22 protein-coding genes are annotated in these 26,897 nt (G+C 45.7%); 15 read left to right on the top strand and 7 right to left on the bottom strand.

All coding sequences use genetic code 11. The features are described 5' to 3' along the window. Positions 1-77: 77 nt before the first annotated feature. The 7 genes from JO154_RS03685 to JO154_RS03655 all read left to right on the top strand — a co-directional run bounded on the left by JO154_RS03685 (position 78) and on the right by JO154_RS03655 (position 10,584). Positions 78-3,401, top strand: coding sequence for a TonB-dependent receptor (locus JO154_RS03685; protein ID WP_291941900.1), 3,324 nt, complete (start codon positions 78-80; stop codon positions 3,399-3,401). 10 nt (positions 3,402-3,411) lie between these two features. After that, positions 3,412-4,986 carry a RagB/SusD family nutrient uptake outer membrane protein gene (locus JO154_RS03680; RefSeq protein WP_291941898.1) on the top strand — a complete coding sequence of 525 codons (1,575 nt, stop codon included), beginning with the start codon at positions 3,412-3,414 and terminating at the stop codon, positions 4,984-4,986. Positions 4,987-5,023: 37 nt separating this feature from the next. Beyond that, a complete protein-coding gene (locus JO154_RS03675; protein WP_291941897.1) occupies positions 5,024-6,532 on the top strand; it encodes a redoxin domain-containing protein in 1,509 nt (502 codons plus the stop codon). 345 nt (positions 6,533-6,877) lie between these two features. Next, a complete protein-coding gene (locus JO154_RS03670; RefSeq protein ID WP_291941895.1) occupies positions 6,878-8,695 on the top strand; it encodes a beta-galactosidase in 1,818 nt (605 codons plus the stop codon). Between the two features lie 135 nt (positions 8,696-8,830). Further along, complete coding sequence (locus JO154_RS03665; protein WP_291941894.1) at positions 8,831-9,430, top strand: TetR/AcrR family transcriptional regulator; 600 nt, start codon at positions 8,831-8,833, stop codon at positions 9,428-9,430. Positions 9,431-9,546: 116 nt separating this feature from the next. Next, positions 9,547-10,032, top strand: a complete 486-nt coding sequence (locus JO154_RS03660; protein ID WP_291941893.1) for a DUF2938 domain-containing protein — start codon at positions 9,547-9,549, stop codon at positions 10,030-10,032. 105 nt (positions 10,033-10,137) lie between these two features. After that, complete coding sequence (locus JO154_RS03655) at positions 10,138-10,584, top strand: CBS domain-containing protein (protein WP_291941892.1); 447 nt, start codon at positions 10,138-10,140, stop codon at positions 10,582-10,584. A gap of 66 nt (positions 10,585-10,650) precedes the next feature. On the opposite strand, the gene JO154_RS03650 is transcribed toward JO154_RS03655, so the two are convergent. The 3 genes from JO154_RS03650 to JO154_RS03640 form a co-directional block, all read right to left on the bottom strand. Then, on the bottom strand, positions 10,651-13,089 hold the full coding sequence (locus tag JO154_RS03650; protein ID WP_291941891.1) for an outer membrane beta-barrel protein: 2,439 nt from the start codon (positions 13,087-13,089) through the stop codon (positions 10,651-10,653). Positions 13,090-13,141: 52 nt separating this feature from the next. Next, entirely contained in the window at positions 13,142-13,387 is a 246-nt protein-coding gene (locus tag JO154_RS03645) for a hypothetical protein (RefSeq protein ID WP_291941889.1), read from the bottom strand. 77 nt (positions 13,388-13,464) lie between these two features. Further along, positions 13,465-14,733, bottom strand: a complete 1,269-nt coding sequence (locus tag JO154_RS03640) for an aspartate kinase (RefSeq protein WP_291941888.1) — start codon at positions 14,731-14,733, stop codon at positions 13,465-13,467. Between the two features lie 147 nt (positions 14,734-14,880). Between JO154_RS03640 and fbp the strand changes: the two genes are divergently transcribed. The 6 genes from fbp to JO154_RS03610 all read left to right on the top strand — a co-directional run bounded on the left by fbp (position 14,881) and on the right by JO154_RS03610 (position 19,343). Beyond that, positions 14,881-15,894 (top strand): class 1 fructose-bisphosphatase, encoded by a 1,014-nt coding sequence (gene fbp, locus JO154_RS03635; protein ID WP_291941887.1) that lies wholly within the window; start codon positions 14,881-14,883, stop codon positions 15,892-15,894. A 140-nt stretch (positions 15,895-16,034) separates the two neighbouring features. Next, the gene (locus JO154_RS03630; RefSeq protein WP_291941886.1) at positions 16,035-16,697 is read left to right on the top strand and encodes a GNAT family N-acetyltransferase; all 663 of its coding nucleotides are present in this window, start codon (positions 16,035-16,037) and stop codon (positions 16,695-16,697) included. 128 nt (positions 16,698-16,825) lie between these two features. Then, positions 16,826-17,314: a CAP domain-containing protein gene (locus JO154_RS03625; RefSeq protein WP_291941884.1), complete on the top strand. Its 489-nt coding sequence runs from the start codon at positions 16,826-16,828 to the stop codon at positions 17,312-17,314. A 150-nt stretch (positions 17,315-17,464) separates the two neighbouring features. Continuing rightward, entirely contained in the window at positions 17,465-18,229 is a 765-nt protein-coding gene (locus tag JO154_RS03620) for an ABC transporter ATP-binding protein (protein WP_291941883.1), read from the top strand. A gap of 13 nt (positions 18,230-18,242) precedes the next feature. Beyond that, on the top strand, positions 18,243-18,773 hold the full coding sequence (locus JO154_RS03615; RefSeq protein ID WP_291941882.1) for a YfiT family bacillithiol transferase: 531 nt from the start codon (positions 18,243-18,245) through the stop codon (positions 18,771-18,773). A 9-nt stretch (positions 18,774-18,782) separates the two neighbouring features. Beyond that, positions 18,783-19,343: an NUDIX hydrolase gene (locus JO154_RS03610; protein ID WP_291941880.1), complete on the top strand. Its 561-nt coding sequence runs from the start codon at positions 18,783-18,785 to the stop codon at positions 19,341-19,343. Here JO154_RS03610 and JO154_RS03605 read toward each other — a convergent pair whose 3' ends face one another. The 3 genes from JO154_RS03605 to JO154_RS03595 all read right to left on the bottom strand — a co-directional run bounded on the left by JO154_RS03605 (position 19,344) and on the right by JO154_RS03595 (position 23,277). After that, positions 19,344-20,639 (bottom strand): folylpolyglutamate synthase/dihydrofolate synthase family protein, encoded by a 1,296-nt coding sequence (locus JO154_RS03605; protein ID WP_291941879.1) that lies wholly within the window; start codon positions 20,637-20,639, stop codon positions 19,344-19,346. It abuts the gene before it with no gap. 53 nt (positions 20,640-20,692) lie between these two features. Further along, positions 20,693-22,174: a DUF5723 family protein gene (locus JO154_RS03600; protein WP_291941878.1), complete on the bottom strand. Its 1,482-nt coding sequence runs from the start codon at positions 22,172-22,174 to the stop codon at positions 20,693-20,695. Positions 22,175-22,350: 176 nt separating this feature from the next. Then, entirely contained in the window at positions 22,351-23,277 is a 927-nt protein-coding gene (locus JO154_RS03595) for a hypothetical protein (RefSeq protein ID WP_291941877.1), read from the bottom strand. A gap of 65 nt (positions 23,278-23,342) precedes the next feature. Here JO154_RS03595 and JO154_RS03590 point away from each other — a divergent pair, with 65 nt between their 5' ends. Together JO154_RS03590 and JO154_RS03585 are read left to right on the top strand one after the other, a co-directional pair. Next, complete coding sequence (locus tag JO154_RS03590; protein WP_291941876.1) at positions 23,343-24,602, top strand: MFS transporter; 1,260 nt, start codon at positions 23,343-23,345, stop codon at positions 24,600-24,602. 61 nt (positions 24,603-24,663) lie between these two features. Next, a complete protein-coding gene (locus tag JO154_RS03585; protein ID WP_291941874.1) occupies positions 24,664-25,590 on the top strand; it encodes a helix-turn-helix domain-containing protein in 927 nt (308 codons plus the stop codon). On the opposite strand, the gene JO154_RS03580 is transcribed toward JO154_RS03585, so the two are convergent. Next, the gene (locus tag JO154_RS03580) at positions 25,587-26,888 is read right to left on the bottom strand and encodes a radical SAM protein (protein ID WP_291941873.1); all 1,302 of its coding nucleotides are present in this window, start codon (positions 26,886-26,888) and stop codon (positions 25,587-25,589) included. The genes JO154_RS03585 and JO154_RS03580 overlap by 4 nt on opposite strands. Between the last annotated feature and the right edge of the window lie 9 nt (positions 26,889-26,897).

Raw genomic sequence — 26,897 nt, 5'->3', positions numbered from 1 at the left:
ATTACAAATTTATGCAATTAACAGATTGCTACAGGCATTTTTTTGCCCGTTCCCTACTTAAAAAAACGATGCTCATTATGAAGATCAATTTCTTCCTGATCCTGGTAATGTGCTTGCATGTGAGCGCTAAAAGTCTGTCACAGGATATATCCATATCTGTAAAAGAGGCACCATTAGAGCAGGTGCTCGCTAATATCAAAAAGCAAAGCAACTACCATTTCTTTTATGATGCACAGCAGTTGAAAACTGCGTTGCCAGTAACTTCCGTGCTGGAGAAAACTTCGCTGAAGAAAGTGCTGGAATCCGTAATGAAAGGACAACCGCTAACCTGGTACATCGATGAAGAGCACAAATTAGTGACCATTGGTCGTGCGCCTACCAACACTGTTTTTGCAGTACCTGTGGTCAACGGCGCTATCAATGGGATAGTGGTGGATGAGAAAGGTAAACCGATTCCCGGCGCCACCGTTAGTATCAAGCCTTTCAACAAAGGAATGGCTACAAATGAGGAAGGCCGTTTCAATTTTCCTAACCTGCCTCCGGGTGAATACCAGGTGACAGTCACCTTTATCGGCTATGCTTCCTATCAAACCAGTGTGCATGTCAATGGTGCTGCAGTAACGATTAGCGTGCCCTTAAAACCAGGTCTTACAGAACTGAATGCCTCCGTAATTATTGGTTACGGTGCCACCACACAACGTGTAAAAACGGAGTCGATGGCTACCATTAAATCGGAAGAACTCGCACAGAACCATTCCAGTGCAGCGGTATCAGATATGCTTGCTGGTCGCTTGCCTGGTCTGTATGCGGTGAAGTCGGGCGGCGCTCCCGGTGCCGGAAGTACGCTGTTTGTACGCGGCCTCAGTACTTTCAATAATTCTGCCCCACTAGTAGTAATTGATGGTATTCCGGATAGAAGATTAGATGATCTGAATGCGACAGACATCGAAACCATTTCTGTATTGAAAGATGCATCTGCTATTTCGGTATATGGCGCCCGTGCAGCCAATGGCGTTATTTTGGTGACTACTAAGAAAGGAAGCCTTGGTAAATCTAATATCACTTTCACAGCCAACCTGATCAACCAACGTCCTACGCAGTATTATAAGCAGATGAATTCTTATGATTACGCCACGCTTTACAATGAGGCATTGAAGAATGAGAATGCCTATAATCCTAATCTGGGCGTAGGTTTTAGTGATGTGGCATTACAGAAATATAAAGATGGTACTGATCCTGACCATTATCCAAACACCAATTGGCTGGATCAAGTGCTTGCCAAATCTATCTGGCAGCAAAACTATAACCTGTCTGTATCCGGTGGTTCTGATAAAGTACGTTACTTCCTCTCCGGTGGCTATACGAACAATGATGGCCTCGTGGATGTAGAAGGCTACAAACGCTATAACCTCCGCAGTAACCTGGATGCAAGAATCACCCGCGATCTGAAGGTGACCTTGAATCTGAATGGCTCTTTCTCCAATACCAATGGGGAAGCGGTATATGGCACTGAGTATGTAATCAGAAACATGTATGGTACACCGCCAACAAGGGTAAACGAATTCACGAATGGTACCTATGCCAACGTCCCGGAACAGCGTGGTAATGCTTACTTGCAGTCTATCGGGAAATCTGGATACTGGTTTACGAATACCAATATTTTCAACTCGGTAGTCAACTTGCAGTATGATGTACCTTTCATTAAAGGGCTCTCCCTGAGAGGTAATGCGGCATACGATAAGCTCTATTCATTTGGAAAGCGCTTTGCTACACCATATGATCAATACAGTATCAATGCAGCAGGCGCTTATACCAAAGTAGCGGCTTATCCTACAGATCCTTACCTGAGAGAATACTTCTCGCAGAACTATAGTACCACGCTGGAAGGAGGTTTGCAGTATGATAACAGGTTTGGTAGACATAACCTCTCTAGTATGTTGCTGTATACGCAAACAAATGCTAAGATAGATAACTTCGATACCCAACGCAGCGGGTTTATTTCTTCTAGTCTGTCTGAATTAGGACTGGGAGATCCTACAAGGGCCACCAATGGCGGAACTGCCTCACAATCCGCCAGGAGAGGCCTAGTAGGAAGGGTAAGCTATAATTATGATGCACGTTATTTGCTCCAGTTCAACTTCCGCTACGATGGTTCTGACATCTTCCCGCCGGAACATCGCTTTGGATTCTTCCCATCATTCTCCGCAGGTTGGATCCTTTCTGAGGAACCTTTCATGCATGCCATTGCAGACAAAATCAGTTTCCTGAAACTGCGTGCATCCTGGGGCCAGTTGGGTAACGACCGCGTAAATCCTTACCAGTTCCTCACTACGTATGCACTCAGCACTTCTGGTGGTTATAATTTGGGAGGTGCTTCACCAACTTTCTATCAGACCCTCATGCCGAATGTACTGGCGAATCCTATGTTTACATGGGAACGTGCCAATATTTCCAATGCAGGTTTGGAACTGCATCTGAAACGTGATCTAATCACACTGGAAGCAGATTACTTCTATAAACGCACCAAGGATATCCTGGCGCCACCAGCAGCGCAAGTGCCTTCTGTGATTGGTATTGGCCTGCCTTCTACCAACGATGGTATTGTGGACAGCAGAGGTATAGAATTGAACTTGACGCACAGAATGCACTTCGGTAAATTTAGTTACTATGTTTCGCCGAACGTAAGTTTCGCAAAGAATAAAGTAATACACTATCCTGAGTCACAAAGCGTTCCAGATTGGCAGAAAGTGAGTGGGAAATCTATCGGTTACTTCAACAACTCGGTAGGTGGCAATTACTTGGGGTATGTGTCCGACGGACTTTATCAATCAGATGATGAAGTGGCTAAAGGTCCAAAACCGCTGTATCCAAACGTGAAAGCAGGAGATATCCGGTATAAAGATGTAGATGGTGATAACAAGATCACTACTGCAGACCGTGTACTCATTGGAGCCGACCTATTCCCTAAGATTCAATACGGTGTTAGTTTCGGCGCTAAATATGAAGGGTTGGAATTGAATGTCCTCATGCAGGGTGCTGGTAATGTGAAAGGTTATGCCTATATCAATCTGCCTGCATCAGCACAAAAACTGGACAGATGGACACCTGATAATCCCAACGCTTCTTACCCACGCCTCTGGTATAATAACCAGAACAATCAGCAGACATCTACCTACTGGTTGCGCAATACAGCTTACATGCGTGTGAAGAACATTGAACTGGCATATGCGTTGCCAGCAAGGGTATTGCATCCTATTCATGCCAATGCACTGCGCGTATTTCTGACTGCCAACAACGTATATACGTTCACGCACTTTAAGTTATTTGATCCGGAAAGTGCAGGACAGGTGCGTGATCCGCTGATGAAATCGTATACAGCCGGTCTTACTTTGCAATTCTAATCTTACTGATATGAAAAAAATTCTTACTTATATAACGGGAACGCTTATACTTGGTTCCGTAGCCTGTAACAAGGATGCGTTGAACAAAGGACCGCTGAACCTCTACAGCGATAACAATATCTGGAAAGATAGTGCCTTGATTAGTCGCGTGGTATTGCAATCTTATTCTGGTATTCACTGTATCTATGGCGATGCCGGCAACTGGATGCCCATGGATATCACAGATGAAGGAAAATCTGCCAGATCATTCCAGAGTTCAAACCTCATTAATACAGGGCAATATGCCCCTGCCAACGGCATTTACAGCGATGTATGGGATAATACTTATACCAATGTCCGGAACTGTAACAATGTGATGGAGCATTTGTCGGCCATGCCGCTCAGTGATGCCACCAAACAGCGCATTAAGGGAGAGATGCTGTTTTTGCGAGCGCTCCACTATATGGACCTGTATTCCATTTTTGGTCGTTTCCCAATCGTCGCCAAGGTTTTGACCTTACAAGACGATCTCACCATGGCACGTGGTACGGATGATGATTGTGTGAAATTTATGCTAGACGACCTTACACAGGCGGCAGCATTACTCCCAGCATCATATTCCAAAGCGGAAGCAGGCCGCGCTACGAAGTATGCAGCAATAGCCATGAAATGCAGATTGCTGTTAAATCATAAAGATTACCAAGCGGCTTCCGACGCTGCGAAAGAGATCATCGACAAAGGTGGTTATAGCCTGTTCCCTGATTATGGCGCTATGTTCTTCCCGGAGAATGACGATAATAAAGAGGTCATCTTCAATAAAGAATATGGTAGCGATCAGAGTGGAAGTACACATTCACTGGACCTCTATGACAACTCCACTTTTTTTACAGGTTTCAGCAGCCTGATAGATTGCCCTACCCAGAATATGGTGGATCAATACCTGATGACAGACGGCTTGCCCTGGAATCAATCGCCCCTGTTCGATCCTGCGCACCCATATGCCAACAGGGATTCGCGTTTACATGCCAGCATCATCTATGATGGCACCGATTGGATCAACCAAACGATGGATCTGAAGTTGGGCTCCAAGTACAATCCTTCTACATACAGCACGGCCATCACGGGTTATATGTTGCGGAAGTTCTTGAATCCTCGTTATGTGTTCAATGGTAATAACAGTAATTATCAGAACTGTATTATGATGCGTTTAGGGGAGATATATCTCAACTATGCAGAGTGTCAACTGAAACTAGGAAATCCCGAAGAAGCTAGAACCTACCTCAATTTCCTACGTCAGCGTGCAGGCATGCCCGTTATACAGGCAGGCCAACTTACATGGGATTTGTATGTACGCGAACGCACAGTAGAACTGGCATTTGAAGGGCAACGCTTCAACGACATTCGTCGTTGGGGTACTGGCTCTACTATGATAGGCGCGGCTATTACCGCTGTACAGATCACCGAAACAAATGGGGTGAGAAGTTACAAAACGGTACCACTGGAACAGCGCTATTGGAATGATAAAATGTACTATTTCCCGATCCCACAATCCCAGTTGCAGAAATATCCTGCTGGCAAAGTACCTGAACAAAATCCAGGTTGGTGATCGCGTTAAAAAATATTCATCCTAAAAAAACTCAGTTATGAAATTGTATTCAAGAAATACAGCCATGGCAATGGCTTTCATGGCCATTCCAGGCATGGCCGCCGCACAGAAGCTGGAGAAAAAGCAGGTAGATAGCCTGGTGTCGGTCATCACAAAAAATCCGGATAACATTGCTGCAATAGACGCCTTTAACCGCTCTACAGGCCGCGATACAACTGTCAGGTTGAATACGTTCAGGACATTGCTGAAAAAATATCCGAAATCAGCGGGTCTCAACTATGGTATGGGCGTGCTGTACACGCAACAGGAAAGTCCTGCTGCAAAGCCATACCTCCTGAAAGCAGTAGCCGCCAATCCTAAGCTGGCAGAGGCTTACGCAGAATTGGCAATAGATGCGGAAAGATGGGGTGAATTTGATAAAGCTGCTGAATACAAAGGAAAAGCATATGAGGCAAATCCTAATAGTCCGGATTACCTCTTCCAATACATGTATAGTTTCGAAACTGCTGATCCGGCTAAATGGGCAGCACTGTTGAAAGAGCTGAGAACCAAATTCCCGGAGAGTGACCGTGGTGCGCAAGCCATGTACTGGAAAGCTTTGCGTACATCCAAACGTGATGAAAAGCTGGCGATCTATGAAGATATGAAGCAGCATTATCCTATCAATAAATCACGTTGGTCGAGTTACGGCATGAATGATTATTTTGATGCATTGCTCGGATTCAATCCAGGGAAAGCTGCTGCCGTGGCTGGAGAGCTCGCAGCAACACCAGGTATTGAAACATCTACGAAGGAGGAATTTGCAGGCGATAAAGTAATGGCAGAGCAGTTGATGCAAGCAGATGAACTACTGAAAGCCGGTAAAACGGCTGAAGCCACAGCCCTGCTGAACACAGTAAAAGCAAAACGCTGGGGCCCAACCATCAGTATTGTCGCACTGGCGAAAGGTAGAGCAGCAGCGGCTGTCAGCCCTCAGCAAGCATACGATACGTTGATGAAAGCCTACCTGAAAGAGCCTGCACGTGCCCTGAAGGAGCCTTTGTTCAACTATGGCCGTCAGACCGGCAAAACAGATGAAGCGATCGTAAATGATATCAAATCTAGACTGTTGGCTACCTCCAAGCCTGCTATTTTCTCATTTGACGCTTACATGGAGCCAGGTAAGAAAAGCATGCAGGATTACAAAGGCAAAGTGGTATTACTCACTTTCTGGTTCCCCGGTTGCGGTCCATGCAGGGGCGAATTCCCTCACTTTGAAGAAGTGCTGAAGCATTTCGACCGAACTAAAGTGAATTATGTAGGAGTAAACATTATGGCCGACCAGGATGACTATGTAATTCCTTTTGTGAAGTCTAGTAAGTATACTTTCACGCCGCTGAAAGATAAAGAGGCGGATCGTACGAACCTGCCAGTAAGAGGTGCACCAAGCAACTTCTTAATAGACCAAGAGGGTAGAATCATCTTCTCCGGTTTTATGATTCAAACACCAGAAGCGCAGTTGATGATGCAAGATATGATCAACCTGTTGTTGGATAAGAAAGCCTAAGTAAGCAAAACTCTTCTGCTTGTCCCAGTAGTACTGATCCCAAAGGGAAAGACGACAAAACTTTCCGGCTTGTTGTCCCTGCCCGGTGGATAGGGACGAGGGAGAAACTAAAAAAACGGGAGTGACGTCGCAGTAGTTCTAATCCCCAAGGGAAAGACGACAAAACTTTCCGACTTGTTGTCCCTGCCCGCAGGGCAGGGACAACTAAAAAAATAAAAAAGGGCTTTGACGTCGCAGACGTCAAAGCCCTTTTTTATCAAAATTACTTTTGATACAGCATAATTATTTAATAAAAACCGTATTTTGGACACTTAATAATCCTAACATCAACAACCACTTAGAGCAATGAAAAAAGTGATTTTGAGCGGCATGCTGGCATTATCCTGCTGGATAGGACAGCAAGTGCAGGCACAAAGCAAACACACCTTCCAACTGGATAAAACAGAATTTCTGCTGGATGGAAAGCCTTTCCAGATCATTAGCGGCGAAATGCATCCTGCCCGTATTCCCCACGAATACTGGCGTCATCGTATTCAAATGGCCAAAGCGATGGGCTGTAACACCATCGCAGCATATGTATTTTGGAATTACCACGAACAGGAGAAAGGGAAGTTTGATTTTACCACCACTAATCACAACATTGCCGAGTTTATAAAAATTGCGCAATCAGAGGGCATGTGGGTGATGTTGCGCCCAGGTCCTTATGTATGCGCGGAGTGGGAGTTTGGCGGTTTGCCTCCATACCTGTTGCAAACGCCTGATATCAAGGTGCGTTGCATGGACCCTCGCTACATTGAAAATGTAAAACGTTATGTGGATGCCTTGGCGGCGGAAGTGAAACCTTTACTGGTAACCAATGGCGGTCCTGTAGTAATGGTGCAGATTGAAAATGAATACGGCAGCTATGGTAACGATAAAGATTACCTGTATGCCCTGCGCGATATGTGGGTAAAGAATGGTATTAATGTACCTTTCTATACCGCCGATGGTGCAACGCCATTTATGCTGGAAGCAGGATCTGTGGCCGGAGCGGCGATCGGACTGGATTCCGGTGGCTCTGAAGCGGATTTCGAACAAGCTAAAAAACAGAATCCAAACGTACCAAGCTTCAGCAGTGAATCTTATCCTGGTTGGCTGACGCATTGGGGCGAAAAATGGCAACGCCCTGGAACGGAGGGTATCGCCAAGGAAGTTAAATTCCTCATGGATACCAAGCGTTCATTTAACCTCTATGTAATTCATGGTGGTACCAACTTTGGCTATACTGCCGGCGCCAATTCTGGTGGTAAAGGATATGAGCCAGACGTAACCAGCTACGATTACGATGCGCCTATCAATGAGCAAGGCGATACGACCTCGAAATATATGGTGCTGCGCAAACTGATTGGATCGTATCTGCCGAAAGGCAAAAAATTACCTGCCATTCCTGCACCAATACCTACCACTACTTTCCCAGCAATAACGTTGCAACCATTTACAACTGTTTGGGAACATCTGCCTAAAGCAGTGAAAATGCCGCAGCCAGTGCCTTTTGAAGCATTGGGCCAGGACTATGGTTTTATGCTGTACAGAACAAAACTGATTGGGCATAAAAGCGGTAAACTCACTATTAAGGAGCTACACGACTATGCCACTGTTTTCCTGAATGGAAAATATATAGGTAAGCTGGATCGCAGATTGGGAGAGAAAACCATCGATCTGCCGAAATCCGATGTACAAGATCCTGTATTGGAAATCCTCGTGGAAGGTATGGGCCGTATCAATTTCGCAGATGCGATTATTGACCGCAAAGGTATTACAGATAGGGTAGTGCTGAATGGTATGACACTGATGAATTGGGAAATTTTTGGTTTGCCAATGAACGAACAGTTCGTACAACAACTGTCTGCTTCCTCCGCTACCACTGATGGCCGTGAAGGGAAATTCTTCCGCGCTACCTTCCAACTACCTGAAGCAAAAGATACTTACATTGATATGGCTGCCTTTAAGAAAGGCATCGTATGGGTGAATGGCCATAACTTGGGCCGCTATTGGGAAATCGGTCCGCAGAAAAAACTGTATTGTCCTGCGCCATGGCTGAAGAAAGGCGAAAACCAGATCCTGGTATTTGACCTGCATCAGCAAACAGCGGCTCCTGTGAAAGGAGAGAAAACATTAGAATAATTATTTAGGGAGACACGCCCTTATCTATCCCTGCAGCCGACCTCGCTGCAGGGATTTTTTATTTCATTGCTGGAAATCCAGTTTTCATTCGTAGCTTTGCCGAACAGTGTTCGGTAATAAAACATTATTTGGATTATGGGAAGTAAGGAGCGAATAGCGCGGGAGAAAGCGCAGGTCCGGAAAGACATCCTGGATGCAGCGCTGGAGATCATTATAGAAGAAGGCTGTCTAGCATTGAGTATGCGCAAGATAGCGGACCGTATTGAATATGCGGTAGCCTCCATCTATGAGTACTTTGCCAATAAGGATACTATCCTGGCGGAACTGACAGGGCAGGGGTATACCCTATTGTCTGAAGGATTGCGCAAAGCGGCGGCGCGCCAAAAAACGCCGTATGCCAAGCTGGAAGCCATGTGGCTGGCCTATTGGCAATTCGCTTTCAAACATGGTGAACTATACAAATTGATGTATGGTATTCAAACTAGCTGCCCTAAGCCGGAGGCAGCGATTCTTAATGCTACCCTGCCACAACAACTTTTCCAGGAAGCCATTGCGGTAGTCCTCCATGCAAAAGATCCGGAGCATAAAACCGTCCGCGATACCTATTTCTCCCTCTGGGCCATGGTACACGGTTTGGCTGCTATCAATATTACCAACGACCAACTAAGTAAAGAGATGAACCTCCGCATTCTGAAAAATGCAATCGGGGCCATCGTTCGAAATCAAGTATCCTGATGTTGTAAATACACCGCACCGTCCCCTCTCATCCAGGAGCCGGTGCTTTTTTTGTCATATTGCCGAACAGTGTTCGGTAACCTATTCACTGTTCGGAAGTATAAATTCGATTATATATGGAGATCATCTTAAAAACAATCCTGACGGGCATTGGCGCCACGCTAATAATGGATATCTGGGCCTGGCTGCTACGCAAACTATTTAATATACAAGGACTTAACTACGCTTTCGTAGGGCGATGGATCGGGCATATCTTCAAAGGGAAATTTACCCATAACCCCATCATGGCCTCAGCACCCATTCCTGGCGAACTAACCCTAGGATGGATGGCGCACTATGGCATCGGCATCACCTTCTCCATTCTCCTGGTAATGCTCTGGGGGCCCGAATGGCTCGTGTCTCCCACTATCCTGCCTGCTTTAATCATAGGTATCGGCACTACGGCAGCGCCTTTCTTCCTGATGCAGCCCGGTATGGGATTGGGAATAGCCGCCTCTCGCACCCCAAAACCTGGAATCGCGCGCGGGAAGAGCCTGATGGCACATACAGTATATGGTATCGGCCTATATCTGGCGGCTTTGTTACTGACTCTACTGCCATAACTACATGCCAGCCTGACGAATGAGAATCGATGCTTTTTAATATCAGTAAAAAAGATTATCTTAGGAAAGAGTCGATTTTCAATTCTATCACCAAATAGGCTTACCATGGGAACAGTACGCACCATCCTGGAGGCCAAGGGTCACGCAGTCTATGCTATTCGTCCAGACAATACCGTCTATGAAGCGATTCAAATGCTCGTAACACATAATGTGGGAGCATTGACGGTTGTCGATGAAAATGACAATTTCCTTGGCATATTCTCCGAACGCGATTATGCCCGCCGTGTTATCCTCAAGGGCAGATCCTCTAAAGAAACGCTTATCAGGGAAATTATGACAGAAAATCCCATCACAGTTACGGAAGAAACTTCTATTGAAGACTGTATGGTGAAAATGACGGAGAAGCATATCCGTCATCTTCCTGTTGTAAATGAACAACAACGACTCATTGGCCTAGTCTCTATCGGTGATGTGGTGAAGTATATCATTGATGACCAGAAATACGTCATCACAAACCTGGAGCACTATATCAATGGTACACGTAGTGCCTGATTGAGAAAAGGGCCGGTTGCTCATACGAACAACCAGCCCTTTTTTAACTGATGATGATGACGAAAATCAACCAGCGCGTTTGCTCTCTGCGCTGGTACCAGTTTGCCGGTCACGAGCGGCCTTAATGGAGTTATTGCCGAATTTATAACTGAAATAGATACTGTAACTTCTGTATTGCCAGATATTGTAAATGTTCATATCCAAATTGGCATACTGTGCCCGACCCTTGAAATACTGCGGATGCAACAGGTTATTGCAGTTCAGTTTAATCGTCGCTTTCTTGTCCAGGAAGGTTTTCTGAATGCCCAAATTCATATTATACTGCGGATCCCCCTTGAATATACCGAAGATAAATGGTGACTGGTAAAAACCTGTTACTTCTACCTTGTAATCCTTTGGCAAGGTGATCGTTTGTGTGGTATTTACATTGTAATCCCAGATAGAACGGGTTTGCAACGGTCCATTACCAGCCTGCACCAAGTAACTAGTGTAACCAGCATTGAGGTTGTTATCCATATGCCACCACTTGGTAGGATCAAATGGCGCGGTAACAGAGAGATTCACACGATCAGAATGATCAAAGTTGAGATCCTTACTGATGGTGATTTTGGTAGCATCGTCCTGGTCTAGGAATTCTTCCATTATTTGCTTGGTCCGACTATAATTCAACGTGAAAATGTATTTGTCCTTCAAAACATAACTGAACTCAGTAGAGTTGGTATACTGCGGCCGCAGATAAGGATTCCCACGACGATAGGTATAACGATCCAGGTAGTAGATAAATGGATTCAATTGGCCATAATCCGGACGATCAATACGACGAGTATAGGCGAGACTGATCTTATTTTTATCATTCAGTTTCTGCTCTACAGAAACATTCGGAAAGAAATTCAAGTAGTTATTCTCTACAGTACTATCCATACTATGAGATACCCCTTTGGAATTGGTATACTCGAATCGGCCTCCCACATTGAAACTGGTGGATTTGATTGTTTTCTTATAAGCAGCATAGGCGGCGTAAATATTTTCTGAGTAATCAAATTCATCGCTCTGTGATTGGGCGCGCACATATTTTCCATTTTGCAGGGAGTCATACAGCATGATGTTGTTTATAGAAGCCAATCCTACTTTTGCGCCGGCTTCCAGTTTTCCCTGCTTACCAAGTGGCCAGGTCAGATCTGCTTTCAGACTCTTAATGGTGATTTTCGCAGTAGCATTGCTCTGTACTCCATTCATATTCCTGAATTGCCCAAGGTGGTTATCCAGCATACTGTCGTTCAGCGTTAAATGACGGGCATTACGGAAGCTGGCATAATCCGCGTCTACACTGATTTCTTTTCCTGATGTATCCAGTATGCCTTTATAGTTCAGATTGACAGCGACATTGTGGAAGTGATTGTCATTGGCGGTGAAGGACGAAAGGATAGAATCCGGACGCTGTCCTGGTTTAAATAGTGGGGTAGTACTGGGAACAGTCGAAGTGAAAGCATTATTGTAACCGTTCACCAATACGCCCACGGTATGTTTATCGGTCAGGAAGTAGTCCAAACCAACTTTGTAATCCCTATCAATGAATTTACCAAGTTGAGAAATGGCTTGGGTGAGCATAGAGGTATCGTGGGCATCACGGAAGGTACGTTTGAACTCTCTGTCCACCCGATTCCGGTATTGTCCGATGTTACCATTTCCATACAGGTTGAATTTCTCTGTTCTCCAGTTGAAATTACCACCACCATTGAAGCTCGCATAATATCCCTGGTTGTAGGTTCCGTTGACTGTACCATTGATACCAGTCAGTTTACCTTTTTTAGTTTTTATGTTGATGATACCTCCGGTACCGGCAGCATCGTATTTTGCAGGAGGAGTGGCCATCAGTTCTATCTGTCCGATATTCTCTGCTGGCGTAGTTTTGAGCAGATTGGTTAGTTGTTCTCCAGTCAGGTAGGTAAGCTTACCATCTATCATCACCTGCACAGATTTACCTTGCAGTACAATGTTTTCGTTATTGTCGATTACAACGCCGGGTGCTTTACGAAGCAGGTCCAGTGCGGAGTTACCAGCAGCGGTAGGACTGCTTTCTACATTCAGTACGGTTTTACCAGGTTCTCTTTCGATATAAGGCTTTTGTGCAGTAACGTTTACACCTTGTAATGTTTTGGAAAGTGGCACCAGTACAATACTATCTATATTGATTTTCCTGTGACCGGCGTCTATAGTGAAATTAGGTGTATATGCGGTGGTAAAACCCATCTGGGAGGCTTGTAGAAAGTATTGGCCTTCTGGAATTTCCTGAAATCCAACGGCACCAGTTTCCGTACTTAATTCTCCTTTCACCAGTGCAGAATCCTTTACGTGACGCAATAATACACTGGCGAAAGGCAGCGGTTTTCCCGCTTTATCAATGATTTTGATACTTACTTGTCCGTTTACAGCGGAAGATTTTTGGGCATGGGAGGTCAACATCAGGAGCATAAGCATCCCCAAAGCCATCATGAACTTTTTCATACTATCGAAGCAGTTATAATTCTCTTAGCAAAAACTCAGGTGAGCAAACCTGTTATTTGATATCTTTTATGAATATGCTACGCAACAAAACCTTGAAATCTGTTTCTCTGGTTTCCGTCTTTAGATTGGTGATATTGCTAGGGCATTCTGTACCGGCTGGAGCTTGGAAGGTGCCGGCACTAATTAAGTCGAAGGGTAGTACATCGGGGGTGACATCCGACCTGTGGCTTGCCCAGATTTTTCCCCCGCAGGCCACGGCCATCACACCCACTATATATAAAAATGCAACTTTTTTCATACCTCGTTTTTTATAAAGACGCACGGGTATAAAAAAAGTTGCACAATGATTTTAAAATAAATTCGTAGAAGATAACTTTATTTCTTCCACAAGCGCTGAATCGTCATCGGAGAGCGCTGTTCCAGTAATATAGGATGTCCGTTACTCAGTTCTTCCAACAGTCCGTCGTGGTAATAACGTACGGTCAGCAATTCCAATCCTTCGTTATAATTGATCTTGAAATCGTTATGCAATGTCTTAATCAGGAGTTCTATTTTTTCCGGATTATGATCTATACAGCAGGAAAAGCTGATAGCGCCATTCTGCATAAGATTGATCTTGATTTTCAATCCGTGAAATATTTCATAAATATCGCTGATCTTCTCTTCCGTGATAAAGGAGTAATCTTTGGAAGTTATATGTAGCAACACCTGATTTTTCTTCAGCACTATAATAGGAGGCAAATTGCGCACATCGGCCACTTCTTTGATAACGGTACCAGGGAGGTTTTTATCCAAGAAACATTTTACCAACAAAGGTATCTGCTTGTTTTGCAGTGGTTTGATGGTTTTCGGGTGAATTACTTGTGCACCGTAGAAGGCCATTTCGATCACTTCTCCGTAGCTGATTTCTGGAATATTCACGGTATTCTTGAAGAGCTTTGGATCTGCGTTTTTCAGCCCTTCCACATCTTTCCAGATGGTTTGGCTCTCAGCATTCAGCATATTGGCAAAAACTGCGGCGGAATAGTCACTCCCTTCTCTGCCCAAGGTTACACTTTCATTCTGATCTGTAGCGCCAATGAATCCCTGCGCGATGATGATGCCGGTCTCATTAAACAGGGGCTGTACTTTCTCGGTCACCTGGCGTTGGGTATACGCCCAGTCAATATTACCGTCCCGGAAGTTATCATCTGTACGGAATACATCCCTTACGTCCAGCCAGATGTTATTGATGCCCACTGAATTGAAATAGGCGCTCACAATGGCAGTACTGAGCAGTTCACCCATACTTACCAACTGGTCGTAATAATAATCATATGCGCGCATTGGTTTCTCGCCGAGGGTCCATTCTGCTTCCGTGAAGAACTGCTGCAGTTGCAGATACAGCGGGTTTTCCCGGGTGCCCAGGAGCATTTCCGCTATCTGTATATGCTGTTGCTCAATGTTATAAAGTAATTGTGCAGCGATTTCCCGCTTACGCAGATAGTAGTTCTGTGCCACTTTTTCCAGCTCATTGGTCGTTTTACCCATAGCAGAAATAACGATCAACAGCTTATCATCTGGGTAAGACTGTATAATTTGTCCTACCTGGCGAATACGTTCAACACTTTCTAAACTTGCGCCTCCGAACTTGAAAACCTTCATATGATAGTTTAAATTCTATTAAAAAAATATTCGGCAAAGTAAGACAAGTTTAGAATTGTTTTAAAATCTGTTTACAGAGAAATGACAGTTTCATTAAAATAAAATCCATTTGCAGTAAATTCGCCAGGAAACTTAGTTAGTAGCGTTATGAATCACAAGGAAAGAGTAATGACCTTGGATGAGTTCACCATCCAAGAATTACGAAATTATCCCGGTGCAACCGGTCAGCTCTCCGGTTTATTGCGAGATATAGGTCTCGCTGCCAAAAGGGTCAATGTGGAAGTAAACAAAGCCGGTATCGCTGATATTCTCGGCGAAGCGGGTAAAACCAACGTCCAGGGTGAGTCTGTGAAAAAGCTGGACGAATTTGCAAACGATCAGTTTATTGCTTCTCTGAGAAGCAGCATTTACTGCTGTGGCGTGGCCTCCGAAGAGGAAGAGAACTTTATTCCATTCACAGATGAACACTCCAAGAAATCCAAATATGTTGTTTTAATGGACCCTCTCGATGGTTCTAGCAACATTGATGTAAACGTTTCCATCGGTACTATTTTCTCTGTTTACCGCCGACTGTCTGCGGAAGGAGAGGAGTGTAACCTGGAAGACTTCCTCCAGCCAGGCACCCAGCAAATCGCTGCCGGTTATATTATCTATGGGTCTTCTACTATGATGGTATATGCCACCCGCCGTAGTGTACAGGGCTTTACGCTGGATCCTTCTATTGGAGAGTTCTGCCTGTCGCACCCAAACCTGAAATGCCCTCCTGAAAGCGATATTTTCTCTGTAAACATGGGATACTATCACCTGTATGATGAAAATGTCAAGCACACCATCGACCACTTCATGGCCCGCAATGAAAACGACCGTATTTATCGTCATCGTTTCGTAGGTTGTATGGTGGCGGAGATTCACCGTACGCTGATCCAAGGCGGTATCTTTATGTATCCGGCCTTTGGCAAGTGGAAAGCAGGACGTTTGCGTCTTTGCTATGAGTGTAATCCGATGTCTTTCTTGATGGAGAAAGCCGGCGGCGTATCTATGGCAAATGGTCGTCAGCGCCTGTTGGAGCTGAAGCCTGTTCAGTTGCATCAGCGCGTGCCTATCTTCATCGGTTCCAAAAACATGATGGATACTTGGCAGGATATTATCAACAAAAGATAAGACAACTGTTTACGTATATTAATGCATCTGAAGCCGGCTCTTGTTTTGAGCCGGCTTCTTTTTTACCTAAGGAATTTCTCTTGCCTGTCGTTCCTGCCCAAATCCGTTTTTTAAACAGCTTTCTTTATCTTTATTTTCATATGCCATCGCGCTATCCATACGATCCCGTTGATCCCATCCTGGTAGAAACTTGGCTGAAAGGTTGGGCCATCGCTCGTGGCACTATGGCGCCCGTGCCGGATCAGGGTGGATTCCGAATTGACGTAGGCTGGCCCGATCAACAAGTACGCTATGTTTTCCCTGAGCTATCGTATGGATGGCAAGCGCTCCAGCAAACAATTACCCAACCTTATATTTTCCTGAAAGCCTGTGCCACACCGGAGCAGATTCGCCCTATGCTACTGCCACCCTGGGAAATTTGTCCGCCTGGATTTATGATGACCAGGATATTGGGAGACAGCCAGGCCTCCGTGCACCTGCCCCCCTCATATTACCTGGAAACAACGCGAGGCGCTCACCCAACTGCCAAGGTGTATACTTCATTCGGTGATTTGGCAGCCATGGGAAGTATTGTCATAGTTGGTCAATATGCCATTTTTGATCGTATAGCCACGGAACAGGCTCACCAACGCAAGGGCCTAGGATCCGCTGTCATGGCTACTCTCAGCGATATCGCCCGCCAAGAGGGAGCAACCACCGGATTACTCGTAGCTACCAGCCAAGGAAAAGCCTTGTACACGCATTTAAACTGGCAACTCTATGCACCCTACACCACCATCGTGATACCGGCGGTGGAACGATAGTTACGTGTCTCCCGAAAAAAAATATCAAGCAAACGCATACATTCTTGCGCAAAAAATAAACCTTGGCATAATTTTTAAGTCAGTGCTATAATCACATTAATCATTTTTTATTATTAACCATTATTTTTATGTTCGTTTTGAAAAGCCGCCACATCTTTGCATTTCTGGTAGCCATCCTCTGCGCCTTCCAAGTAAGCGCATGTTCTCACGCTACCACCCGTCAGGCTTCCGACGAGGGCGGCGGCACATTGGAGGAACAAATCCTCTACTACACTAACCGTTTCAGAGCTTCTAAAGGATTAAAACCATTGCAGTTGGATAGCTACTGCAGTCAACAAGCAGTACGTCACAGCCGTGATATGGCCAATGGTAGCACCGGTTTCGGTCATGAAGGCTTCGAAGGTCGCGTAGCGAACATCTCCAAAAAAATGGGACGTGTAGGCGCAGCAGCGGAGAATGTAGCCTATGGCACACTCAGCGCAGAAGCTGTGGTCGACGGATGGATCCATAGTCCAGGTCACCGCAAAAATATGCTGGGCGACTACGATCTGATTGGCATCGGGGCCGCAAAAGATGGCCGCATCACCTTTTTTACACAAGTGTTCATCAAGAAATAAATCATTTCTTGCGAAACGCAAAACGCGCTGTTGTCAATGCCCAACGGGCACTGACAACGAAAAAGATAAAAAACGGAGTGACGTCGCAGACCTCACTCCGTTTTTTGATTCAATCTTTATCTTTTCCTAATTAATGTCTAATTTGGCGGCATGGAAAAGAAGAAAATCATCGAGGTTAGCAACCTGGTGAAGAAATACGGAGAATTTACAGCAGTGAAAGGACTCAGCTTTGAGGTGTATGAAGGAGAAATCTTCGGCCTGCTCGGTCCCAACGGCGCAGGAAAATCTACCACGCTAGAAATCATCGAAACCCTCCGGGAAAAAACCAGCGGCACCGTCAACGTAGACGGATTCGACCTGGATCAATCCCCCGGAGAAATCAAAAAAGTCATAGGAGTACAGCTCCAAAGCTCTGGCTATTATCCCAACCTGAAATTGACAGAACTGATTGAGATGTTTGGCGGATTATACAACCAACCCGTAGATCCCATCCAACTCCTCGGCATGTTCAATCTCTCTGATAAAGCACACGCTAAATATAAAGAGTTGTCCGGCGGTCAGAAACAACGTTTCTCCATCGCTACTACGCTCATCAACAAACCACGCATCATCTTCCTGGACGAACCTACCACTGGACTGGATCCACAGGCTAGAAGAAGCCTTTGGGACTTAATCCTGGAAGTGCGCGCACAAGGAACGACTGTGGTGATCACCACACACTACATGGATGAAGCGGAATTCCTCTGCGATCGCTGCGCCATCGTAGATAGCGGCGAGATCATTGCGCTGAATTCCCCGGATGGCCTGATTGATCAACTCGTATCAACTGGCTTCGAACGCAAAAAAGAAGTGAAAAAAGCCAACCTGGAAGATGTATTCATCCACCTAACAGGAAAAGAATTACGCGAAAGCTAATAAACATACCGTAATGGAAGCACTGCAATATCCTATAGGTCACTTTCAAGCGAAAGTGGATTATACCCCGGAAGAACTGAACGGATTTATCAACGATATACGTTACCTGCCCTCGCTGCTGGAAACAGTGATACAGTCGATGGACAAAGCCCAACTGGATACGCCTTACAGGCCCGGCGGTTGGACGGTTACGCAATTGGTCCATCATGTGGCCGACAGTCACATCAACGCCTATACGCGTTTGAAACTGACCCTCACAGAAGATGTACCCACCATCAAACCTTACGAGGAGAAAACTTGGGCAGAACTACCGGATGTTGCCACCGTGCCTACTAACGTATCTATCACCTTATTACACGCCCTTCATGCCCGTTGGGTGGCCTGTTTGAAAGCCATGACACCGGAGCAATGGGAGCGTACTTTTTATCATCCGGAACATAAAAAAGAATTCAACCTGAAAACAATCATCGCCATGTACGCCTGGCACGGCTTACATCACGTGGCGCATGTGACCGCGTTGAAGGAAAGAATGAACTGGGAATAATCTACCGCAATGAATAATATGGATTGGAAATTACTGTCGTCAGAATACCTGCATAAGGATACCTGGCTGACAGCTAGAAAGGATGTATGTGAAACCCCAGACGGACGTATCATTGAGCCGTATTATGTCCTGGAATACAACGACTGGGTAAATGGCCTCGCCTTCACAGAGGATGGTCAAGCCATCATGATCCGTCAGTACCGCCATGGACTGGGTAAAACCATGATCGAAATACCAGCCGGCACCATGGACGATACAGATCCTTCTCCAGCTTTTGCTATGGAAAGGGAACTAATGGAAGAAACAGGTTATAGTTTCAAGGAAATCATCCCGCTGGGCGCCGTTTCCGCAAATCCAGGCTCCACCAACAACCTAACACATATGTTCCTGGCTACAGGAGGCGTAAAAGTGAAGGAACAACAACTGGATCACAACGAGCAGATTGAGGTAGTACTCATGTCTATGGAGGAACTGCAGCAACTGATCAAAGATAACCAGTTGCTGCAAAGTCTGCATGTGACCTGCGTCTTCTATGCATTACTGCATTTGAACAGGTTGCAGATGAAATAATTATAGTGCCTCTGCTACAATAAAACAACTACCGCAAACCAGGATCATATCATCCTTCTCCGCATGTTGTTTGGCGGCTTGCAGTGCATGTTGTACCGTTGGATAGGCCTGACCTTCCAAACCGTGTGCTGCAGCCATATCTGTAAGGGTTACTTCATCCAGCGCCCTTGGCAACTGTGCCTTACAGAAATAATATTGCGCATTGCCGGGAAATAGTGGTAATACTTTCTCCACCTCTTTGTCTTTCACAAATCCTGTGACGATATGTAAGCGGGTATAGGTCATATGCCGCAACTGCTGCATGATTTCGATGATACCTGCTTCATTATGCCCTACGTCCAGTACTGTCAGCGGATGTTGATTCACCACTTCCCATCTGCCGCGCAAACCGGTTAATCGTTTTACATGCGCGAGGGCGGTGCTGATATGTTCTTCTGTGATCTGCCAGCCCTGTTGTTGCAGGATATGGGTGACAGACAATACGCCCATCACATTTTTTTCCTGGTATTGCCCGTTCAGGTCCAGTTTATAATGGCGGGTTTCTTGTTTTCGTATATCCAGTAAGGTGAGATCGAGATGTGTATTGGTAATTTTGGTGCCATTGGCAGCGCCCATCCATTCTTCATCTGCGAAATGCAGTGGTGCGCCTACAGCAGCGGCCTGTTGGATGAAAACATCCTTGGTCTCGGTTTGTCGTTCACTGATAACAGCGGGTATACCAGCTTTGATAATCCCAGCTTTTTCCGCAGCAATGAGTGGCAAGGTATCCCCGAGGAGGTTTTTATGATCATAGCTGATATTGGTAATCAGCGATACTTCCGGGGTAATCACATTCGTGCTGTCTATCCGGCCGCCCAATCCCACTTCAATGATGGCAATATCCACTGCTTCTTGCTTAAAATACTCGAAAGCCATGGCTACGGTGAGCTCGAAGAAGGACGGATTGATTTTTTCAATAGCCGGCTTCATTCTCTCCGTAAAGTCAATGACAAACTGCTCGCTAACCATCTGTCCGTTTACTTTGATACGCTCCCGGAAATCCAGTAGGTGCGGGGAGGTATACAAACCGGTTTTATAGCCGGCCTGTTGGAGGATAGCAGCCAACATATGGCTGGAAGAGCCTTTTCCATTGGTGCCGGCAACATGAATGGATTTGAAGTTTTTATGAGGGTTGTCGATAACCTCCAGCAGGGCTACGGTGTTGTCCAGGTCTTTTTTGAACGCACTTTCGCCCACCTTGGTGAACATTGGCAACCGTTGATAAAGGAAGTCCAGTATCTCTTGATATTTTTGCATGGCTACATAATCTCAGGCGAAGATAAAAATTCCTGCAATTACAAGCGCATACCTTAATTGCTATTGGCCGGACAGCGGAGTTGTCGCTTACGCATATGGAAGATGCCACCGCCGTTAGCATCGCTCTTTTTGAATATCGGAATATATCGGAGGGCGACATAAGCATCCGCATGATCTAAGTGACGGCGGAAGAGGTTGGTGAATAAAGAATATGAACCAAACATCAAGGGCCCAATACGGATACCAGCGCCTACATCCGCTTGCCCGTTGTGATTCACCACAATAGGCAGCGCTGCCCCAAAGTACTCCACTTCGTAGCGGGGAGTAACCTGTACCTGGGTCATGCCATAGGTTTTGTAAATATTGTGTTTACCCGCATTCAGCGCAATATCAGCATTGGCAGATACAAAGAAACGATCGTCTACATTGTAATCTCCCATCAGATGCAGGGTGGTAGGCAATGCCATGCGGAAAGCCTCTGATGAAGCCACAGGGGTGAACACTTGATTTAATTGATTGGAATACTGTTTCAGGCTCTGGTTCTTCTTATAAGTCAGCTCCCTGGGGTCCACATGCGCTGTTTGCAGCAGCAGGTCTGTATTGGAAGGAGCTTTTGTATAACCGATGCTACCGATGTCGGTAATGGAAACGCCTACACGAAATTGGTAATCATCTGAAGACGGGTTCCAGTGGTCGCCTACATAATCTCCGAAGCCGTCGTTGTCTGGGCGGTATTCATAGATCAGTCCCAAATCTGCGCCAATACCGGGGTTTTGGCCAATTTTGAAATTGCTGATATTGGGTTTGCTCCAGTGGTCCAGGTTCTCAGAGTAACCGTAACGCATCGTTCCTTTGCTGACGCTGCCATCGCGTGTAGAGTTGAACTGAAAGGTGGTATTATCGACAGAAGCATAACCTGCGGCTACGCCACTGAGGTATTTTAAAGTGATACCTCCTTTCCATACGCCGCCATAGTTGTTGCGCAATATGCGAGCATAGCTGAAACCGAATTCTTGCCAGATGTTGGAAGCAACAGCCGCATGTTCAATGGTATAACTAGCACCTTTATACCTGGAGTTCGGAAAATTATCGCCAAAGAAATTAGCCAGTTCAGTAGGTATATTGCCGCCATTACTACTGCTGCGAACACGCCAAACAAACGATATGGTCTGCTTTTCATCGATAGAATACATGATGGAAGGCATCATGATTTCTGCCATTTCCCAAGCGTTTTGTCCTCTTCTGGCGGTAGTATCCAGGAAATAATCCTGGTTTTTCCGAAGGGTATCATAGGCATGGGAGAAAAGCGCTTTCTTCCGAAAGCTCATATAAGTATTCCCTGCTTTGGCATCTGCGCCAAAGATGTTGAGATCCCATTTATAACGGGTAGCGGCTGCACTGGCCGGGTTGTACAGAATACCGTACACGCCGGCGTAATTACTTTGATGAAAGCCGGAAAAGGTCTGCGCTGCAGCCGCAGTGGTGCATGCAATCGCGATGACTGTTCCCGACAGGACACGGTTAAAAATCTTCATTTGCTGGCAAAAAGTAAGTAAAACAGGTGTTTTCGATGACGCAGGATAGCTGCGTATTAGTGCTCATAGTTTTCACAGGTGTTGGTTTGTCAAGGACAGTACAAGGCATGCCGATTTGAATCGGGTGAATTGCTTATCCCATTCTCACATACATCACATCACAATCTTGGTATTATTTATTCAGCCTTGAAATAGAACCTGATCAGTCCAAATTGAACTTCAGGCGCATCAGGACTGGCATTGTATTTTATCTGCAATGCAGCGCGTTTGGCAATAGCGATCAGATTATCATTGCTGATAGTAGAACCACTCATGCTATAACTGGCTGCAATCACATTTCCTTGTTGGTCTACTTTTATACTGATGGCTACATAGCCGGATTCGTTGCTGTCGTAGGTAACGGATGGTCTACCGATCAAACTGCGTCCTTTCAGGTTGAAATCGGATCTGCCACCACCGAGGCCGCCACCGCCCGTATAGCCTTTGGCGTTAGGATCTCCATTTATCTGGCCACGGTCGCCGGGCTTGCCGGTATTACCTTCGCCAGGGGAGTTGTTGGAGCCATTGGCGCCATTACCACTATGGGAGGAATTATTATTGGTGATACCACCAAACACTGCTTTCGGTTTCGGAGCAGGTGCTGGAGGTGCTGGTTTTGGAGGTGTTTCAACAGCCGGTTTTTTCACTGGCTTTTTTTCCGGTTTAGGTTCCAGTTTTTTAGGCAGTTCCTTTGGCGGCTTTACCACCGGTTTTTCCGGTTTTTTTACTTCAGGTGCATCTGCATCGTTATCGGTGGCGATGTCCTGAGGTGGTTCTGCATCTGCTTTTGCAGCTTCCTGGGTTTCAGCAGGGGCCGGTGTTGGCGCTTCTGCTGCTGGCGGATTGGGATCAAGCGGCTGTACATCTCCCATACCATCATCGGAAGTACCCAGATTTACTTCCATTCCCAAATCTTGGTTGGGCAATGGTGGAGGAGCAGAAAATCCTGCAAACAACAACGCTACTAACAGCAACGCATGTACGCCGATAGTCACTCCTAAAGCCTTTAAATTTTTCTTCTTGTTATCTTCCTGCATGTTGTCTGCTGCTTGATCTTCAATCAAAGTTAATAATTACGCAATAAGTTACACCAATATCATCCATTAAATTTTATCTTTGCATCCTGTTTATGAATCCCGTACAAAAAACGCTGAGTCTTTATCGAAATGCCTACTCTGGGCTCTCCCCGGCCACCTGGTGGTTATCGCTTATATTGTTGATTAACAGAAGCGGCACCATGGTGATACCATTTATGACCGTTTATCTAACCCAACATTTACATTTCACCATCGGACAAGCTGGTATTGTAATGGCCTGTTTCGGCTCGGGCGCAATTGTCGGCGCTTCGCTCGGTGGCTGGCTGTCAGATAAAATTGGATTTTACCAGGTCCAGTTCTGGAGTCTTTTTTCTAACGGTTTATTGTTCATTTTATTGGGCCAGATGCATACATTTCCACAAATTTGTATGTGCGTATTTGCGCTGAGTTCTGTGGGCGATGCCTTCCGACCAGCCAACAGTATCGCGATTGCTGCCTATAGTAAACCAGAAAACAGAACCAGGTCTTATTCTTTGAATCGCCTGGCGGTAAACTTGGGATGGTCTGTAGGTCCTGCAATCGGTGGTATCCTAGCCAGTTTCAGCTATGACCTGCTGTTCTGGGCAGATGGCGCAACCTGTATGACGGCCGCCATTCTCATGCGCGTATTCCTGCCTCCAGTACCGGCTCCCGCCAAAAGTCATGCCGACAAATCCATTATCAAAGATTCAGTTTGGAAAGACAAGATCTACATCTGGTTCCTGGTGTTTGCTATGTTGAGTGCGATATGCCTGTTCCAGTTTTCCAGCATCGTGCCGCTTTATTTCAAAGAAGTGTTGCATATGGAAGAATGGGCCATCGGTCTGAATATGTCTGTCAATGGTATCATGATCGCGGTGATTGAAATGGTGATGATCTATCACTTGGATGGACGTATGCCTAATCTGCTCTTCATTGTACGAGGAGCATTGGTAGTATGCATGGCTTATGTCTTCTTATCACTAATGCCATCATTTTGGATGGTCGCATCTGTGTTTATGGTGATTATAACATTTGGGGAGATGCTTTCCCTGCCGTTTATGAACAGTTTCTGGATCGGTAGGAGCAGGGATCACAACCGGGGACAATACGCCGCCCTCTATACAATTTCTTATTCCGTGGCCAATATCGTTTCTCCTACCGCAGGAGCCTTTGTAGTAGGACACCTGGGGTTCCGAGTATGGTGGGGCTTGACCGCCGGAGGCTGTATCCTGGCTGCTGCCGGGTTTTTCTTCCTCCAAAAAAGACTGGATCTTATTAAAAAGATGGAGTTTAAAACGGCAGATGCTGCTATCCACCACAAAAATTGTTAAACGATATACAAATATTGTCTCGGATTTGCTAAAATCTGGTAAAATGTAGTAAAATTGGTAAATGAAAGTTATCCAATTTACAGTTCCGGTAGCTGATGAAGGCTCCGTAGTAGTACAGGAGGACATCTTACCATACTTTTACCATTACCTGCATCGCCACCAGGAGGCACAGATTACGCTGATTATTCGCGGCGAGGGTACGCTCATCACTGGTAATTACACACAGCCATTCAAAGCGGGTGAGATCTATATCATTGGTGCCAACCAGCCCCATATGTTTAAAGGGGATGCCAAATACTTCGAGAACCTGAAGGAAAAGAACATTCACGCTATTCATATCTTCTTCGATCACGAGCATGCCCTCCAAGGATTGCTGGGCCTACCAGAAATGGAAGGTATCCGCAAATTCCTCCAGCATTCCAGGAACAGTCTGCAACTGCCTGCGATGTATGAAGAGCGTTTCGGGCCGGATATTGTCCGCATTTCCAAACTGACAGGTGCTGAGCGCCTGCTGGCATTTGTTCAGTTGCTCCTCCAAATGACGAAACAGGTGAAGGAATGGAAGTCTTTATCAACTGGGTTCTCCCGCACTGCTTATAGTGAGTCTGAAGGACTTCGGATGAACGACATCTACCAATATACCCTGGAACATTACGCGGAAAATATCACCCTAGGGAAAATTGCGAATGTAGCGCATCTCACTACTTATGCCTTCTGTAAATACTTTAAGAAACATACCCGTAAAACATACTTGGAATTCCTGAATGAAATCAGGATCAATGCAGCCTGTAAGAAAATTATCGGGGGAGAGTATGATAGCATTGCCTCTGTGGCTTATGCAACGGGGTATAACAATCCAATTACTTTTAATCGTGTATTCAGAAAGGTGACGGGGATGTCCCCATCATCCTATGCGCGCCAGTACCGATTTGGAGCTGAAAGCGCGCATAGAGACGGGTTATTGTTATCACTAGAAGAAGAAGCCTAGTGAGCGAAATCTTGCATATAATCTCCGGTGATACGTTCCATCGGAGGGTTGAAGTATCCGAATTTCACATTCGGGAACTCTTCATGGATCAGATCCATCAATTGCTTGATACCCATACACTCACCAGTTTCCGCAATATTCATACGACCCAGGTACCAATCCGGATCAATATTGAAATTACGCCATTGGATCATGTTCAGGTCTGTTTCTTGAATGAGTTTGCGTAATGCTTCATACTCCGCTTCTGTATCGGTCATACCTGGGAATACGAAATAGTTGATGGAAGTCCATCCGCCAAATTCACGCACTACTTTCAAGCTTTCCACGATATCCTCGAATTTGTAGTTATTCGGGCGGTAGTAAGGAGTATAGTATCTTTCCTGGCAGGAGTTCATACTTACACGAATACTGTTCAAACCCGCTTCACAGAGGGCTCTTACTGCATCTGGTTTACTACCGTTGGTGTTGATATTGATACTGCCTTTAGGCGTGTGCTTACGGATTTCGATGATAGATTCCCGAATGGTTTCCCACATCAGCAGTGGTTCTCCTTCGCAACCCTGTCCGAAACTTACAATCGGGAAAGGTGCTGATTCCAGGTGCGGTACGGTATATTCCACAATTTCTTCCGCTGTAGGCTTGAAACGCAGACGATCCTGGGTAGATACGATGCTTTCTTCTTCTGGTTGGAAGGAGATACATCCTACGCAGTTGGCGTTGCAGGCAGGAGAGGAAGGTATTGGGCATTCCCATCTGCCCATAAAGTAGTTACGAGCAGCAGGACATTCATATGTCAGGGCGCAGTTTTCAGCGAGGTGTTGTACCAGCCTGTTATGCGGGTACGCTGCCATCAACTGTTTTACGCCTTGTTTTACTTTTTTAGCATCGAAACCACCACATTCCTGACGTATATCCGATTCAATACGGGTAGCAGGAACATAGAATTTGCCATCCAGCCAACCTACTGCAGTATAGCAGAAGAGTGGGAGGGTAGGTGCATCTGGCATGGTTTCATAAGCAGCCAGGTAAAATCCGGTATGTGCTGGCGGAATGAAAGCCGCTACAGCCCAGCCTTTTTCGCAGAGCTGCATTTCTCCGGTTTCCGCATTGAGACCAATGCCTCTGCGGCCCGGCAGTTCATACAGGTTTCCGCCTTCAGGTAATTCAATCCATTCCTCTGCGTCGATGGGATAGGCATCCCATCCACTACGTCCAGCAACGTGCATAGACATATCTTCGAAGATATTACCCTCTCCGTCGGAATAAAGTATGTAAGGTGTTTGCTTTAATACCGCCATAAATGTTGT

Origin of the sequence: Chitinophaga sp., assembly GCF_019236475.1 — a bacterium.
Classification (GTDB): Bacteria; Bacteroidota; Bacteroidia; order Chitinophagales; family Chitinophagaceae; genus Chitinophaga.
This window is presented reverse-complemented; position numbering and strand designations above follow the sequence as displayed.